The organism is Cupriavidus necator (assembly GCF_016127575.1).
Lineage (GTDB): Bacteria > Pseudomonadota > Gammaproteobacteria > Burkholderiales > Burkholderiaceae > Cupriavidus > Cupriavidus necator_D.
Window position 1 is genome coordinate 1,995,122 of sequence record NZ_CP066018.1, and the last position, 16,621, is coordinate 2,011,742.

A 16,621-nucleotide genomic window follows, 5' to 3' on the forward strand; every position below is an offset into this window, starting at 1 on the left:
ACTTCCTACAGGGAGAATTGCGCGATGTCCCTTCGCACTTTCAAGAAGGCAATTGGTGTGGTGGCGGTAGCCGGGGCCCTTGGCCTGGCGCTCGCCGGCACCGCCCAGGCCGCGGACCTCAAACTGGCCATGAGTTCGCCGCCAACCTCGATGGATCCGCACTTCTACAACCTGTTCTCCAACATCAACGTCTCCGAGCATATCTTCGACTCGCTGACCAAGATGGATCCGGACAGCCGCATCATCCCGGGCCTGGCCGAGTCGTGGAAGCTGGTCAACAACCTCACCTGGGAATTCAAGATCCGCAAGGGCGTGAAGTTCCACGACGGCTCCGAACTGACCGCCGAAGACGTAATCTGGTCGCTGGACCGTCCGGCCACCATCCAGAACAGCCCGGGCAAGTTCGATGTCTACACCAAGGCGATCGTCAACAAGAAGATCATCGACAAGCACACCATCCAGCTGACCACCAACCAGCCCTATCCGCTGATGCTGAACGACCTCACGTCGATCTTCATCGTGCAGAAGAAGGCGACGCAGGGGCTGAGCTCGGATGACTTCGCGCAGGGCAAGGGCATGGTCGGCACCGGGCCGTTCAAGTTCGTCAGCTATGCCCGCGACGACCGGGTCGAGCTGGTGCGCAATAACGACTACTGGGGCGCCAAGCCGGCCTGGGACAAGGTTACCCTGCGCTTCATCCCCAATCCGGCGACGCGCCTGGCGGCGCTGCTGTCGGGCGACGTGCAGGCCATCGAGAACGTGCCCACGCCTGACCTGCCCAAGGTGCGCCAGGATCCCAAGCTGTCGTTCTTCTCCAAGATCTCGCACCGCGTGATCTACCTGTATTTCGATGCCAAGCGCGACAAGTCGCCCTACGTCACCACCAAGGAAGGCGCACCGCTGGACAAGAACCCGCTGAAGGACGCGCGCGTGCGCAATGCCATCAGCATGGCGATCAACCGGCAGGGCATCAAGGACCGCCTGATGGAAGGCCTGTCCGAGCCGACCAACAACCTGGTGCCGCCGACGCTGTTCGGCTATAACCCCAACCTGAAGACGGTCAAGTACGACCCCGAGGCCGCCAAGAAGCTGCTGGCCGACGCCGGCTTCCCGAACGGCTTCGGCGTGACGCTGCATACGCCCAACAACCGCTACGTCAACGACGAGAAGATCGCGCAGACGATTGCGCAGAACCTGACCCGCATCGGCATCGCCACCAAGGTCGAAGGCATGCCGATGGCGACATACTCGTCCAAGGGCATCAAGCACGAGTGGTCGTTCGGGCTGCTGGGCTGGGGCGCGCAGACCGGTGAGGTCAGCTCGCCGCTGCGCGCGCTGCTGGCGTGCGAGGACAGCAAGAAGGGCTTCGGCACCACCAACTGGGGCGAGTACTGCAACCCCAAGATGGACGTGGTGCTGGAGAAGGCGCTGTCCACCGTGGATGACAACGAGCGCTCCAAGCTGCTGCAGGAGGCCACCGCAATCGCGATCAACGATGGCGGTATCGTCCCGATCCACCAGCAGGTGACCACCTGGGCCACACAAAAGGGCATCGTCTACGTGCCGCGTACCGACGAGCGCACCTACGCGCATAACTTCAAGCCCCAGTAAGCTCCGGTCAACCCAGACAGGAGCCTCGGCCCGCGGATGGTCTGCTGGCCGAGTTTGCGGTGCCGCGCATGGCTGCCGCGCCACACCCGGGAAGCGCCGCGCGGCCCGGGTGTGGCGTGCATTCGCGCGCGAAAGGAAAGTGGTTCGAACATGCTGGTCTTTATCATCCGGCGCCTGATGCAGAGCGTGGTTGTGCTCTTCGTCATGTCGCTGCTGGTTTTCCTCGGCGTCTTTGCCATCGGCAATCCCGTCGACATCCTGATCAACCCGCAGGCCGACCAGGAGGACATCAAGCGCACCATCGCGGCGCTGGGCCTGGACAAGCCGCTGTGGGAGCAGTACTGGGTGTTCCTGCAGAATGCGCTGCAAGGCAACCTGGGCACCTCGTTCGCGCACGGCACGCCGGCACTCAAGCTGATCTTCGAGCGCATGCCCGCCACCATGGAGCTGGCCATTTGCGCGATCCTGCTGGCGATCGTGCTGGGCATTCCGCTGGGCCTGTGGGCCGGGCTGCGGCCCAAGGGCATTGCCGGCAAGTCGATCATGGCGGTGTCGATCCTGGGCTTCTCGCTGCCCACCTTCTGGGTCGGGCTGATGCTGATCATGGTGTTCGCGGTGCAGCTCGGCTGGCTGCCCTCCAACGGGCGCGGCGAGACCGTGCGCGTGCTCGGCATCCCGCTCAGCTTCCTGACTGCCGACGGCATCCGCCACCTGGTCCTGCCGGCGGTGACGCTGTCGCTCCTGAATATCGCCATGGTGATCCGGCTCACGCGCGCCGGCACGCAGGAGGCGATGATGCAGGACTACGTCAAGTTCGCGCGCGCCAAGGGCCTGTCGAACACGCGCATTGTCGGCGTGCATGTGCTGAAGAACATCCTGATCCCGATCGTCACGGTGATCGCGCTGCAGTTCGGCTCGATCATCGCATTTGCGATCGTGACCGAGACCATCTTCGCCTGGCCCGGCATGGGCAAGCTCATCATCGACTCGATCCAGCTGCTGGACCGGCCGGTGATCGTCGCCTACCTGATGGTGATCGTGACGCTGTTCATCCTGATCAACCTGGTGGTGGACATCATCTACAGCATGCTCGATCCGCGCGTGCGCATTGCCGACAACAAGGGCTGAGCCATGAGTGCCGTATCTGTAGAACAAGAGGACAAGACCCCGCCGCTCGCCGCGGCGCGCGAACAATCGCCGTGGCGGCGCTTTGCCGCGGAGTTCTTCTCCAGCAAGATTGCTGTGGCCGGACTGGCCACGCTGGTCGTCATCATCCTGATCGCCATCTTCGCGCCGTGGCTGGCGCCGCAGAACCCCTATGACCTGGCCACGCTGGACGTGCTCGACGCGCGCCTGGCGCCGGGCGAGCAGGCCGGCACCGGCATGACCTTCCTGCTGGGTTCGGACGAGCAGGGCCGCGACATCCTGTCGGCGGTGATGTACGGCCTGCGCATCAGCATCGGCGTGGGCGTGGTCAGCACCGTGATCGCGCTGCTGCTGGGCGCCACGCTCGGCCTGCTGGCCGGCTTCCTGGGCGGTCGCACCGAGGCCTTCATCATGCGCGTGGCCGACCTGCAGCTGTCGTTCCCGCCGATCCTGCTGGCGCTGATCCTGCTAGCCTTCCTGCGCCCGGGCCTGGGCAATATCGTGATCGCGCTGGTGGCGGTACAGTGGGCCTACTACGCCCGCACCACGCGCAGCGCCGCACTGGTGGAGCGCCGCAAGGAATATATCGAGGCCGCCACCTGCCTGGGCCTGCCGCCGATGCGCATCATGTTCCGCCACCTGCTGCCCAACTGCCTGCCGCCGCTGATCGTGATCGCGGCGCTGCAGGTGGCCTCGGCGATCACGCTGGAAGCGACGCTGTCCTTCCTCGGGCTGGGCGTGCCGGTCACGGAGCCCTCGCTGGGCTCGCTGATCTCCAACGGCCAGCAGTACATGCTGTCGGGCAAGTACTGGATCAGCTTCTTCCCGGGCATTGCGCTGGTGGTCACCATCGTGGCGATGAACCTGGTGGCCGACCAGTTGCGCGACGTCCTCAACCCGCGCCTGCAGACGCAATAACCAGGAGCGGTACATGGCACAACCGACATTGGTGGTTGAACACCTGAAGACGCAATTCCACACGCGCGGCGGCATCGCCAAGGCCGTCGACGACGTGTCCTTCACCGTGGGCCGCGGCGAGATCATGGGGCTGGTGGGCGAGTCCGGCTCGGGCAAGTCCATGACCGGGTATTCGATCATGGGCCTGATCGATCCGCCCGGGAAGATCGTCGACGGCCGCATCGCGCTGACCAGCCGCGACGGCATCACCCGCGACCTGCGCGCGCTCACGCCGGCGCAGCAGCGCGACGTGCGCGGCAACCGCATCGCGATGATCTTCCAGGACCCGATGATGACGCTGAACCCGGTCCTGCGCATCGACACGCAGATGATCGAGGCGGTGCTGGCCCATGAGAAGGTAGGCAAGGCGGTGGCGCGCGAACGCGCGCGCAATGCGCTGGCGCGGGTCGGCATCCCGTCGCCGGACGAGCGCCTGCAGGCCTATCCGCACCAGTTCTCGGGCGGCATGCGCCAGCGCGTGGCGATCGCGATCGCGCTGCTGAACAAGCCCGACCTGATCATTGCCGACGAGCCCACCACCGCGCTGGACGTCACCATCCAGGGCCAGATCCTGTACGAGATGCAGACCCTGTGCCGCGAATCGGGCACGGCGTTGATCTGGATCACGCACGACCTGTCGGTGGTGGCGGGACTGGCCGATACCGTGTGCGTGATGTACGCCGGCAAGATCGTCGAGGCCGGCGACGTGCGCCAGGTGCTGGAGCACCCCGAGCACCCCTACACCCACGGGCTGATCAGCTCGGCGCCGTCGCGCAATCCGCGCGGCACGCCGCTGCGGCAGATCCCGGGCATGACGCCGTCGCTGCTGAACCTGCCGGGCGGCTGCGCGTTCCGCGAACGCTGTCCCTACGCCACCGCTGCCTGCAAGACCGAGCCGCCGCTGGAGACTGCCGCCGACGGCCGCCGCCTGCGCTGCTTCCATCCGGTGCTGGCCAACCAGGAGGCAGCATGAGCGCAACTGAACTGCAATCCCGACCGATGACGAATCCTGCAGCGGAAGAGGGGGGCACGCCGAGCGCGCCGATCCTGGAGCTGCGCGGCGTGTCCAAGCGCTTCGTCAAGTCGCTCGACACCGCCGCGCGCATCGCCAACCTGTTCGGCGCCCATGCGCATGACGAGGTGGTGCACGCGGTCGACCGTGTCGACCTGAGCATCCGCGCCGGCGAAGTGGTGGGCCTGGTCGGCGAGTCCGGCTGCGGCAAGTCCACGCTCGGGCGCATGGCCGTGGGCCTGCACTCGCTGACCGAGGGCGAGCGCCTGTGGCGCGGCATCAACCTGGACCACCTGCCACCCGACAAGCGCCGCGAGAAGCAGCTGGCGATCCAGATGATCTTCCAGGACCCGTACGCCTCGCTCAATCCGCGGCTGCGCGTGCTGGATATCGTGGGCGAGGCGCCGGTGGTGCACGGCATGGTCGAGCGCGGCGCGCAGAAGGGCTATGTGGAAGACATGCTGGTGCGCGTGGGCATGGACCCGACCGTGCTGCGGCGCTTTCCGCACCAGTTCTCCGGCGGGCAGCGCGCGCGCATCGGCATTGCCCGGGCGCTGGCGGTCAAGCCCGAGTTCCTGGTGTGCGACGAGTCGGTGGCGGCGCTGGACGTGTCGATCCAGGCCCAGGTGCTGAACCTGTTCATGCGCCTGCGTGAAGACCTGAACCTGACCTACCTGTTCATCAGCCATGACCTGGGCGTGGTCAAGCACATCAGCGACCGCGTGGTGATCATGTACCTGGGGCGGGTGGTGGAATCCGCGCCGACCGAAGACGTGTTCGCCGCGCCCAACCATCCCTATACCCAGGCCCTGCTGGCCGAAGCGCCCAAGCTGGAGGTGGCCCGCAAGACCTATGTGGCGATCCGCGGCGAGATCCCGTCGCCGCTGAACCCGCCGCCGGGCTGCCACTTCCACCCGCGCTGCCCGCATGCGATGCCGCGTTGCCGGGAAGAGCAGCCGCTGCTGAAGGAGATTGCGCCGATGCGGTTCTCGGCGTGTCACCTGAACGACATGGAGTAGGGCCTGGTTTTCTCCTCCCTGCGCGAGGGAGGAGAAAACCTTGAATCTCAGCGGATCACCTGCCCCTTCGAATTGATGATCGTCATCTCCACAAACTTCGAACCCACGTGGTTCTCCGGCGTGAAGTTGATGATAAACCCGCCGAGGTCATAGCTGCGCATTGACTCCAGCGCGGTCACCAGCTTCTCGCGCGTCAGGTCCTTGCCCGCGCGGCGCAGGCCCTCGGTGAACGTCTTGGCGGAGATAAAGCCTTCGATGCTGGCGTAGTCGAATTCGCTGGGCTTGCCGGCGGCCTGCAGCAGGCGCAGGTACTCCCGCACGATCGGCAGCGTGGCGTTGCCCGGGTGCGGCATCACCTGCGAGATGATCACGCCGCTGCCCTGCGCGCCGACCTCGTTGGCCAGCGCCTGCGTGCCGACGAAGGAGACGTTGTAGAACTGGCCGTTGTAGCCGCGGCGCAGCGCTTCCTTCACGAAGGCGCCGGCGGTGCGGTAGGCGCTGATCATCACCACGGCGTCGGGCCTGGCCTTTATCGAACCCTGGATGGCGTCGCCGATTTCCGTGGTGTTGCGGACCACGGGCTCGCGCGCGACGATCTGCACGCCGCTGTCGGGCGCGGCCTTGAGCGCGCGCTCCAGGCCATCCAGCCCGGCCTTGCCGTAGGCGTCCTCGTTGTAGACCACGGCCACGCGCTTGAGCCCGGTGGTCTGGATCTGGCGCAGGATGGCCGCGGTTTCCTCGTTGTAGCCGGCGCGCACATGGAAGACGTAGCGGCTGCGCGGCTCGCGCAGCGACTGCGCCCCGGTGTACGGGCCGAAGAACGGCACCCGGGCCTGGATTGCCAGCGGCAGCGCGGCCTGGCTGGTGGGCGTGCCGACATAGCCGAAGAGGGCGAAGACGCGGTCTTCCTCGATCAGCTTCCTGGTGTTCCTGGCGGCGGGCTCGGGCTCGTAGTAGTCGTCCAGCGCCTCCAGCCGGATCTTGCGGCCGTGGATGCCGCCCTGCTGGTTGATATGGTCGAAATACAGCCGTGCGCCCGAGTTCATCTGCTTGCCGAGCACGGCGGTCGGGCCGGTCAGCGCGGCGGACTGGCCCAGCAGGATGGTGTCGGCGGTGACGCCGTTTTCGGATGTGGCGGGGGTGCCCGCCGTGTTGGCTGCGAAGGCAGCGCAGGATGCGCCACCCGTGCCGATGGCGCACGCCACCAGCAGGCCGGCAAGCCGGCCATTGACCCCGGATCGGAACGACATAAACCCCCCGCGAAATGTGGTTCGGTTACCCGTTTGCCGCGTCGGCCGGTCTCTTGCCGGCGAATTGCTCACGTCGTGCGGCATGGTGCGCGTACCGGTCTGTGCCGGCAGCGCGCCGGCACATCATAATCGAATACAATCGGATCGAGATACTCCCCGCCATCCCCCCGCACGGCCGGGAAAGCGCCGCCCGCCGGCGCGGCTCGGGCGCCGCTACCAGCGCGCCTGCGCCGGCATCTCCAGTTCCGTACGACCGAACGAAAAAACAACACACCCCGCCCGGAGACCCCATGGCTTCCCGCATCGTCCGCGCCGCCTGCCCGCATGACTGCCCCGACACTTGTGCCTTGCTCGTCACCGTCGAGGACGGCCGTGCCGTCAAGGTAGCGGGCGATCCCGACCATCCCGGCACGCAGGGCGTGCTGTGCACCAAGGTGTCGCGCTACACCGAGCGCACCTACCACCCGGACCGGCTGCTGACACCGATGAAGCGCATCGGCAGGAAGGGCGAAGGCAAGTTCGCGCCGATCTCCTGGGACGAGGCGCTCGACACCATCGCCACCCGCCTGCAGGCGATCGCGGCGCGCGATCCGCAGGCGATCGTGCCGTACAGCTACGCCGGCACCATGGGGCTGGTGCAGGGCGAGAGCATGGCCGCGCGCTTCTTCAACAAGCTGGGCGCGTCGCGGCTGGACCGCACCATCTGCGCCAGCGCCGGCGCCACCGCGCTGCGCTACACCTATGGCGCCAGCGTGGGCATGGACATGGAGCACGTGGTCGATGCCAGGCTGGTGATCATCTGGGGCGGCAACCCGATTGCCTCCAACCTGCATTTCTGGACCCGCGCGCAGGAAGCCAAGCGGCGCGGCGCCACGCTGGTGGCAATCGACCCGTACCGCTCGCTGAGCGCCGAGAAGTGCCACCGCCATATCGCGCCGATGCCCGGCACCGACGGCGCGCTGGCGCTGGCGCTGATCCATGTGCTGATCCGCGACGACCTGCTCGACCACGACTACATCGAACGCCACACCGTCGGCTTCGAGGCGCTGCGCGAGCGCGCGCAGGCCTACACCCCGGCACGCGCGGCCGAGATCTGCGGCATCCCGGCCGAGGACATCGAATGGCTGGCCGGCCTCTACGGCCAGCTGGCGGTGCGCGAGCGCCAGCCGGTGGCAATCCGCCTGAACTACGGCATGCAGCGTGTGCACGGCGGCGGCCAGGCGGTGCGCGCGGTGGCGTGCCTGCCGTCGCTGGTGGGCGCCTGGCGCCAGCCCGCGGGCGGGCTGCAGCTGTCGACCTCTGGCTTCTTCCCGATCAACGAAGCCGCGCTGCAGCGCCCCGACCTGCTGCCTGGCTGGCCGCAGACGCTGCCGCGCATCGTCAACATGAGCACCATCGGCGACGCGCTGCTGGCCGAGCCCGCGCCCGGCGCGCCGCGCATCGAGGCCGTGGTGGTGTACAACAGCAACCCGGTCGCGGTGGCGCCGGAATCCGGCAAGGTCGCCGCGGGCTTCGCGCGCGAGGACCTGTTCACGGTGGTGCTGGAGCACTTCCGCACCGACACCGCCGACTATGCCGACATCCTGCTGCCGGCGACCACGCAGCTTGAGCACACCGACGTGCACAAGGCCTACGGCCACACCTATTTACTGGCCAACAACGCCGCCATCGCGCCGATGGGCGAGGCCCTGCCCAATACTGAGATCTTCCGCCGGCTGGCCCAGCGCCTGGGCTTCACCGAGGCGTGCTTTGCCGACAGCGACGAGGCCATCGCCGCGCAGGCCATCATTCCGGGCGATGCGCGCGCGGCCGGCATCAGCTGGGAATCATTGAAGGAGCAGGGCTGGCAGAAGCTGGCGCTGCCGGCGGCGCCGTTCGCCGAGGGTGGCTTCCCGACCGCATCGGGCAAGTGCCAGTTCTATTCTGAGCCGATGGCGCGCGACGGCCTCGACCCGCTGCCTGACTACGTGCCGCAGTACGAGGCGCCGCTGACCGCGCCCGAACTGGCGGCGCGCTATCCGCTGGCGATGATCTCGCCGCCGGCGCGCAACTTCCTCAACAGCTCCTTCGTCAACGTCGACAGCCTGCGCGCCACCGAGGGCGAGCCGCACCTGGACATCCACCCGGCCGACGCCGCTGAGCGCGGCATCGTGCACGGCGCCATGGTGCGCGTCTTCAACGACCGCGGCAGCATGGTGGCGCGCGCCCGCGTCACCGACCGCGCCCGGCGCGGGCTGGTGGTGGGCCTGTCGATCTGGTGGAAGAAGCTGGCCTCGGACGGCAAGAACGCCAACGAGCTGACCAGCCAGCGCCTGACCGACCTGGGCCGCGCGCCGGTGTTCTATGACTGCCTGGTGCAGGTCGAGGCCTGCACGGAAGGGGCAGTCCTGCCGGCATGACGCCGCAGCGTGGCCGCTGGCGCTGGGCGGCACTCCTGGCGGCGACCGGCCTCACCGCGGTGGTCCTGGTGACGGCCGGGTGCGAGGCCGTCGGCTACTACGCGCAGTCGATCGGCGGCCATCTGGGCGTGATGGCCCAGGCACAGCCGCTGACCGACGCCATCGCCAACGCGCGCGACGCCAACGATGGGCGCCTGGCGCAGCGGCTGGCGCTGGCCGGCCGCATGCGTGACTTCGCCTCGCGCGAACTGAAGCTGCCCGAGAACGGCAGCTACCGCCGCTACGCCAACCTGCACCGGCCCTATGTGGTGTGGAGCGTGTTCGCCACGCCCGAGCTGTCGATGGACCTGCGCAAGTGGTGCTTCCCCATCGTCGGCTGCATCAGCTACCGCGGCTACTACGCCCAGTCCGATGCCGAGCAGTATGCGCGGGGCCTGCGCCGCGACGGGCTCGAGACCTACGTTGCCGGCATCCCCGCCTATTCGACGCTGGGCTATTTCGACGACCCGCTGCTCAATACCTTCGTCTACCTGCCCGAGGGCGAACTGGCGCGGCTGATCTTCCACGAGCTCGCGCACCAGGTGGTGTACGTGCGCAACGACACCGCCTTCAACGAGTCCTTTGCCACCGCGGTGGAAGCCGCGGGCGTGGAGCGCTGGCTGGCCGAGGATGCGTCGGAGGACGCGCGCGCCAGCTATCGGCAGTACGATGCCCGGCGCCAGCAGTTCCGCGCGCTGTTGCTGGGCACGCGCGACCGGCTGGTGGCGCTGTACCAGACCCCGCTCGATGACGGCGCCAAGCGCGAGAGCAAGGCAAAGATCTTTGCCGACCTGCGCGCCCAGTACGCGCGGCTGCGCACGGAGTGGGGCGGATTCAGCGGTTATGACCGCTGGTTCGACCAGCCGCTGACCAACGCCCACCTGGCCGCGGTGGCCACTTACCAGCAGTGGGTGCCGGCCTTCACCGCGTTGCTGGCGCAGTGCAACGGCGACTGGCAGCGCTTCTATGACGAGGCTGCCCGTATCGGCGCGCTGCCCGCCGCCGAGCGCGAGGCCGCGCTGCAGCGGCTGGCGCCGCCGGCCACGCGCACCGGCACGCTGACCGCGGGCGGAAAGACCGCGGCCAACTAAGCTGCCGCGTCGCTTACCAGGTATCGATGAACCGTCTCGGTGCGTTGGCCTGGCGGCCGAGGCTCCCCGGCGGCACCGAGGCCAGCCCGCGCAGCAGCCAGCGCCGCGTGTCGGCAGGGTCGATCACCGCGTCGATCTCCAGGTGGCTGGCCATGTTGAGCGCGCGGCCGCGCTGGTAGGCTCCGTCGACCATGCGCGCGAACAGCGCCGCGCGCTCGTCGGGGTCGGCCACGGCCTCCAGTTCCTTGCGGAAGCCCAGCCGGATCGAGCCCTCGATGCCCATCGCGCCGAACTCGCCGCTGGGCCAGGCCGCGGTGAAGAAGGGCGCGGCAAAGCTGCCGCCGGCCATGGCCTGCGCGCCCAGTCCGTAGCCCTTGCGCAGCACCACCGTGAAGAACGGCACGCGCAGCGCGCCAGCGGTGACAAAGAGGCGCGACACGTGCCGCACCGTGGCGGTCTTCTCGGCCTGCGGCCCGACCATGAAGCCCGGGGTGTCGCACAGCGACACCATCGGCAGCCCGTGCGCGTCGCACAGCTGCATGAAGCGCGCGGCCTTGTCGGCGGCGGCGCTGTCGATGGCGCCCCCGAGGTGGCGCGGGTTGTTGGCGATGCAGCCGAAGGCGCGGCCTTCGATGCGGATCAGCGCGGTGATGATGCCGGTGCCGAACGCCGCGCGCAGCTCCAGCACCGAGCCGCTGTCCGCCATGGCGGCGATCACCGCGCGCATGTCGTAGCTGCGCAGGCGGTTCTCGGGGATGGCGTGGCGCAGGTGGCGCGGGTCTTCCGCCTGCCAGTCATGCACGTCGCCCTGGAAGTAGGACAGGTAGCGTTGCGCGGCATCGACCGCGGCCGCTTCGTCATCGACCAGCACGTCGATCACGCCGTTGGGCCCCTGCACGCTGACCGGGCCCACTTCCTCGGGCGCGAACACGCCCAGCCCGCCGCCTTCGATCATGGCCGGCCCGCCCATGCCGATGGTGGCGCTGCGCGTGGCGATGATGACGTCGGCGCAGCCCAGCAGCGCGGCGTTGCCGGCAAAGCAGCGGCCCGACACGATGCCCACCAGCGGCACCTGGCCCGACAGCCGCGCGAACTGGATGAACGAGGTGCAGTCCAGCCCGGCCACCACCGGCATGTCGGTATCGCCGGGCCGCCCGCCGCCGCCCTCGGCAAACAGCACCACCGGCACCTGCCACTGGCGCGCCAGCGCCAGCATGCGGTCCAGCTTCTTGTGGCCGTAGAAGCCCTGCGTGCCGGCCAGCACGGTGTAGTCATAGGCCAGCACCATGCAGCGCGTATCGGCACCGGGAAAGCGCGCCGCGTTGACGGACCCGATACCGGTGACGATGCCGTCGGCGGGCGTGGCGCTGACCAGGTCTTCGACACTGCGGCGCTGCCGTTGCGCGGCGATGGCGAGCGCGCCGTACTCGATGAAGGAGCCGTCGTCGCACAGCCGGGCGATGTTCTCGCGCGCCGTTTGGCCGCCCTGGGCGTGGCGCCTGGCGACGGCCTGGGCGCGTGCGGCGTCGTGGCCGAGGGCGTGGCGCTCCAGCGTCTCGCGCAGGTCCGCGCGCACATGGTCGAGGTCGGCCGCCGCGGCGGTCTCGGCGGCATGGCCGGCATCGCCGCCGGGCGCCAGCACGATCACCGCGGCGCCGGCGCGCAGCGTGGCACCCGCGACGGCCAGCACGCGCAGCACGGTGCCGGCGGCGGGCGCCTCCAGCGGATGCTCCATCTTCATCGCTTCGATGATGGCCAGCGGCTGGCCGCGCCTGACCGTATCGCCTTCGCGCACGTGGATGGCGGCGAGCGCGCCGTCCATGGGCGCCGGCACGGCAATGGCGTCGTCAGGGACATCGGCCAGCGCATTGTGCTCATCGGCCGGGGCGCTGTCGGCCAGGCCGGGCGGCGCGTGCAGCACCGGGTGGTCGGCGTCGGCGGCGGCAAGCGCGGTCAGCGCCTGGTCCAGGTACTGCGTGTGCACGGCATTGCGGCGTATGTCGTCCAGCTGCAGCAGATCCTGCAGCAAGCGGCGGTTGGTGTCGATGCCTTCGATGCGGAACTCGCACAGCGCGCGGTAGGCGATCGCGAGCGCACGCGCAAAGTTGCCGCCGGGTTCGTGCACGATCAGCTTGGCCAGCAGCGAATCAAAGCGCGGATTCGCCGTCATGCCGGCAAAGCCCGCGCTGTCCACGCGCACGCCTGGCCCGTTGGGCGGCTCGAACGCCGTCAGCGTGCCGCTGGCCGGGCGCAGCTGGCCCTGCGCGTCGAGGTGCTCGGCATTGATGCGCAACTGCACCGCGATGCCGCGCGGCGCGGGTGCCTGCTCCAGGCCCAGGTCGGCCAGGCGCGCGCCGGCGGCGATGGCCAGCTGGGTTTGCACGAGGTCGACGCCGGTCACCATCTCGGTCACCGTGTGCTCGACCTGCAGGCGCGGGTTGGCCTCCATGAACCAGAACGATGGGCCGCCATTGCCGCTGTCTTCCACCAGGAATTCGAACGTGCCGATGCCGCGATAGGCGGCGGCGCGCGCCAGTGTGGCGGCGGCATCGGCCAGCCTTGCGCGCAGTGCGTCATCCAATGACGGGCTGGGGGCGATCTCCACCAGCTTCTGGTGGCGGCGCTGCAGGCTGCATTCGCGCTCGCCCAGCGTCAGCACGCGGCCCTCGGCGTCGGCGACCACCTGGATCTCGATATGGCGCGGCGCGGCGACGATGCGCTCCACGTAGACCGCACCATTGCCAAACGCCGCGGTAGCTTCCGAGACGCAGCGTGCGTAGGCCTCGTCGATCCCGGCAGCGCGATGCACGGCGCGCATGCCGCGCCCGCCGCCGCCGGCGAGCGCCTTGATCATCATGCCCGCTTGCCCGTCGAGGCTGGCGAAGAAGGCCCGCGCCTGCTCCGGCGAGGTCGGGCCGGCGGTGCCGGGCACGACCGGCACGCCATGCTCGCGCGCCAGCGCGCGGGCGCGGGCCTTGTCGCCGAACAGGCGCAGCACGTCGGGCGCAGGGCCGGCGAAGACCAGCCCGGCGTCCAGGCAGGCCTGCGCAAAGTCGGCGTTCTCAGACAGGAAGCCGTAGCCAGGGTGCACCATGCCGCAGCCCGCCCGCCGCGCAGCGTCCACCACGGCGGCAATGTCTAGGTAGGCGCGCGGACCAGTGCCGGGCAGCGCCACGGCCGCGTCGGCCTTGCGCACGTGCAGCGCGTCGCAGTCGTCTTCGCTGTACAGCGCCACGCTGGGGATGCCCATGGCCGCGGCGGCCCGCGCGATCCGGATGGCGATTTCGCCGCGATTGGCGATCAGGAGCTTGTGGTTCGTCATGAGCGGGAGCGTTGATGGCGTGTGTTGTGGGCGCAGTGCGGGTATGTACTCGTTGGTACATTTATTTACCGCTGGGTAAGATTCTGGGGTGATCGGGTATTGGCGTCAATTGGCCGTTTTCCCTTTCCCCTTTGGCGCCGCAGGCTGTGGCGTCAAGCAAGGGCTCGACCGGACTGGCGTAGCGAGCCCGCCATGCGAGAATTGCATCATGTCGATTGCACCCAGATCCGCACCGCTGAACCCGCCGTTGAGCACACCGCCAGAGCCGCAGCCGGCCCGCCCGCATATCGCCGAGCGCCAGGAGGCCCGCCGCCGCCAGATTCTCGATACCGCCGCGCAGCTCTTCTACAGCAAGGGCTATCCCGGCATGACCATGAACGACCTGTGCCGCGCGCTGGGCGTGACCAAGCCGGCGGTCTACTACTACTTTACTGACAAGTACGAGATCTTCGACATCCTGTGCCGCGAGTCGGCCCAGACCTGCCTGCCCGTGATCCGCGAGACCGCGGACCCCGCGCTGCCGGTGCGCGAGCGCCTGCAGGCCTGCCTGCTCGAGATGGCGCGGCGCTGCGTCGCCTGCCATGTGCCGGCCACGCTGAGCTTTCGCGACAACCAGTACCTGCGCCCCGACACCGTGGCGTGGCTCGACAGCATGGCGCGGGACTTCTATCGCGACCTCTATGCGCTGCTGGAAGAGGGCAAGCGCGATGGCGTGTTCGCCTTCGGCGACGCACGCGTGACGGCCCATGCGATCGGCAGCGTGGTGGGGTTCCTCTACACCTGGCATGAACCCGGCCGCATGGACCCGGAGACGCTGGCGCAGGAGCTTGCCGCCAGCATGATGAAACTGGCGCTGCCCAGCGGCGGCTGAGTGTGGATTTGCCTCACTAGGGGTTATCCCCCTACTTGCGCCCGATCGGTGGCGCATAATGCCCGTCAGGGGCACCAAGGCCTGTCCGGTGGCCCCGAGGACTTCGTCTAAGTTGTTGTTTTAACCGGGGAGCACGTTTAGCATCTCGGCAAAATCGAACGACCATTCAGAAATCAGGAGACGGTGCTATGGAAAGAATTTGGCTGAAACACTACCCGGCCGGCGTTCCCGCCGAGATCGATGCCAGCCAGTTCCGCTCGCTTGCCGCGCTGCTCGAGGCATCTTTCCGCACCTATGCCGACCGCAAGGCCTTCATCTGCATGGACAAGGCCATCACCTACGGCGAACTGGACCAGCTCTCGACGCACTTTGCCGCCTGGCTGCAGTCGCGCGGGCTGCGTCCCGGCGCACGCGTGGCGATCATGATGCCGAACGTGCTGCAGTACCCGGTGGTGCTGGCGGCGGTGCTGCGCGCGGGCTTCGTGGTGGTCAACGTCAACCCGCTCTACACCCCGCGCGAGCTCGAGCACCAGCTCAAGGACAGCGGCGCCGAGGCCATCGTGATCCTGGAGAACTTTGCCTCCACGCTGCAGCAGGTGCTGGCCAAGACCCCGGTCAAGCACGTGGTGGTGGCCAGCATGGGTGACATGCTGGGCGGGCTGAAGGGAGCGATCGTCAATTTCGTGGTGCGCAACGTCAAGAAGATGGTGCCGGCATGGGAGCTGCCCACCTGCGTGCGCTTCAACAGCGTGCTGGCCGAAGGCCGCAAGCTGACGCTGCAGCCGGCCACCACGGGGCCGGATGACATCGCCTTCCTGCAGTACACGGGCGGCACTACCGGCATCTCCAAGGGTGCGGTGCTGCTGCACCGTAACGTGGTGGCCAACGTGCTGCAGTCCGAGGCGTGGATGCAGCCGGCGCTGAACAAGGGCGCACACATCGACCAGCCCATCACCATCACCGCGCTGCCGCTGTACCACATCTTCGCGCTGACGGTCTGCTGCCTGCTGGGCATGCGCAGCGGCGGCACCAGCGTGCTGATCCCGAATCCGCGCGACATCCCGGGCTTCATCAAGGAACTGCAGAAGTACAAGTTCAACATGTTCCCGGCCGTCAACACGCTGTACAACGCACTGATCAACAATCCGGAAATCAGCAAGGTCGATTTCTCCGGCCTGCGCGTGGCCAACGGCGGCGGCATGGCGGTGCAGGAGGCGGTGGCCAAGCAGTGGCTGGCCAAGACCGGCTGCCCGATCATCGAAGGCTACGGCCTGTCCGAGACTTCGCCCTCGGCCACCTGCAACCCGACCGACACCGACGCATTCTCCGGCACCATCGGCATGCCGCTGCCGTCGACCGAAGTGGTGATCCGCGACGATGACGGCAAGGACGTGCCGCTCGGCCAGCCGGGCGAAATCTGCATCCGCGGCCCGCAGGTGATGGCCGGCTACTGGAACCGCCCGGACGAGACCGCCAAGGTCATGACCCCGGACGGCTTCTTCAAGACCGGCGACATCGGCGTGATGGACGAGCGTGGCTACACCAAGATCGTCGACCGCAAGAAGGACATGATCCTGGTGTCGGGCTTCAACGTGTATCCGAACGAGGTCGAAGGCGTGGTGGCCGAGTGCCCGGGCGTGCTGGAAGTGGCGGCCGTGGGCGTGCCCGACACGCACTCGGGCGAGGTCGTCAAGCTGTTCGTGGTGAAGAAGGATCCGGGGCTGACCGAGGCCGATGTGATCGAGTTCTGCAAGGAGCGCCTGACCGGCTACAAGCGGCCCAAGTACGTCGAGTTCCGCACCGAACTGCCCAAGACCAACGTCGGCAAGATCCTGCGCCGCGAACTGCGCGACAGCCGCAAGGCCGCCTGAGCGGCAGCCGCTGCCAACGACAACGGCCTCCCG

Annotated in this window: 11 protein-coding genes; 9 read left to right on the forward strand and 2 right to left on the reverse strand. The window is 68.2% G+C overall.

The features are described 5' to 3' along the window. The first annotated feature begins 24 nt into the window (after positions 1–24). The 5 genes from I6H87_RS09340 (at position 25) to I6H87_RS09360 (ending at position 5,745) form a co-directional block, all read left to right on the forward strand. Complete coding sequence (locus I6H87_RS09340) at positions 25–1,611, forward strand: ABC transporter substrate-binding protein (RefSeq protein ID WP_010814794.1); 1,587 nt, start codon at positions 25–27, stop codon at positions 1,609–1,611. 150 nt (positions 1,612–1,761) lie between these two features. Next, the gene (locus I6H87_RS09345; protein WP_010814793.1) at positions 1,762–2,739 is read left to right on the forward strand and encodes an ABC transporter permease; all 978 of its coding nucleotides are present in this window, start codon (positions 1,762–1,764) and stop codon (positions 2,737–2,739) included. Positions 2,740–2,742: 3 nt separating this feature from the next. Continuing rightward, positions 2,743–3,675 carry an ABC transporter permease gene (locus tag I6H87_RS09350; RefSeq protein WP_010814792.1) on the forward strand — a complete coding sequence of 311 codons (933 nt, stop codon included), beginning with the start codon at positions 2,743–2,745 and terminating at the stop codon, positions 3,673–3,675. Positions 3,676–3,688: 13 nt separating this feature from the next. Continuing rightward, complete coding sequence (locus I6H87_RS09355; protein WP_010814791.1) at positions 3,689–4,687, forward strand: ABC transporter ATP-binding protein; 999 nt, start codon at positions 3,689–3,691, stop codon at positions 4,685–4,687. A 26-nt stretch (positions 4,688–4,713) separates the two neighbouring features. After that, a complete protein-coding gene (locus I6H87_RS09360) occupies positions 4,714–5,745 on the forward strand; it encodes an ABC transporter ATP-binding protein (RefSeq protein ID WP_167686585.1) in 1,032 nt (343 codons plus the stop codon). Positions 5,746–5,792: 47 nt separating this feature from the next. Here the strand turns inward: I6H87_RS09360 and I6H87_RS09365 are convergent, their stop codons facing one another. Beyond that, on the reverse strand, positions 5,793–6,995 hold the full coding sequence (locus tag I6H87_RS09365; protein WP_010814789.1) for an ABC transporter substrate-binding protein: 1,203 nt from the start codon (positions 6,993–6,995) through the stop codon (positions 5,793–5,795). 290 nt (positions 6,996–7,285) lie between these two features. On the opposite strand from I6H87_RS09365, the gene I6H87_RS09370 reads away from it, so the two are divergent. Beyond that, positions 7,286–9,394, forward strand: a complete 2,109-nt coding sequence (locus I6H87_RS09370; RefSeq protein ID WP_011616097.1) for a molybdopterin-containing oxidoreductase family protein — start codon at positions 7,286–7,288, stop codon at positions 9,392–9,394. Beyond that, positions 9,391–10,524: an aminopeptidase gene (locus tag I6H87_RS09375; protein ID WP_011616096.1), complete on the forward strand. Its 1,134-nt coding sequence runs from the start codon at positions 9,391–9,393 to the stop codon at positions 10,522–10,524. The genes I6H87_RS09370 and I6H87_RS09375 overlap by 4 nt, the downstream gene beginning before the upstream one ends. A 13-nt stretch (positions 10,525–10,537) precedes the next feature. Here I6H87_RS09375 and I6H87_RS09380 read toward each other — a convergent pair whose 3' ends face one another. Next, positions 10,538–13,846: an acetyl-CoA carboxylase family protein gene (locus tag I6H87_RS09380; protein ID WP_011616095.1), complete on the reverse strand. Its 3,309-nt coding sequence runs from the start codon at positions 13,844–13,846 to the stop codon at positions 10,538–10,540. A 208-nt stretch (positions 13,847–14,054) separates the two neighbouring features. Here I6H87_RS09380 and I6H87_RS09385 point away from each other — a divergent pair, with 208 nt between their 5' ends. Together I6H87_RS09385 and I6H87_RS09390 are read left to right on the forward strand one after the other, a co-directional pair. Further along, a complete protein-coding gene (locus I6H87_RS09385) occupies positions 14,055–14,717 on the forward strand; it encodes a TetR/AcrR family transcriptional regulator (protein WP_010814785.1) in 663 nt (220 codons plus the stop codon). Between the two features lie 188 nt (positions 14,718–14,905). After that, positions 14,906–16,588 (forward strand): long-chain fatty acid--CoA ligase, encoded by a 1,683-nt coding sequence (locus I6H87_RS09390; protein WP_010814784.1) that lies wholly within the window; start codon positions 14,906–14,908, stop codon positions 16,586–16,588. The last annotated feature ends 33 nt before the right edge of the window (positions 16,589–16,621 follow it).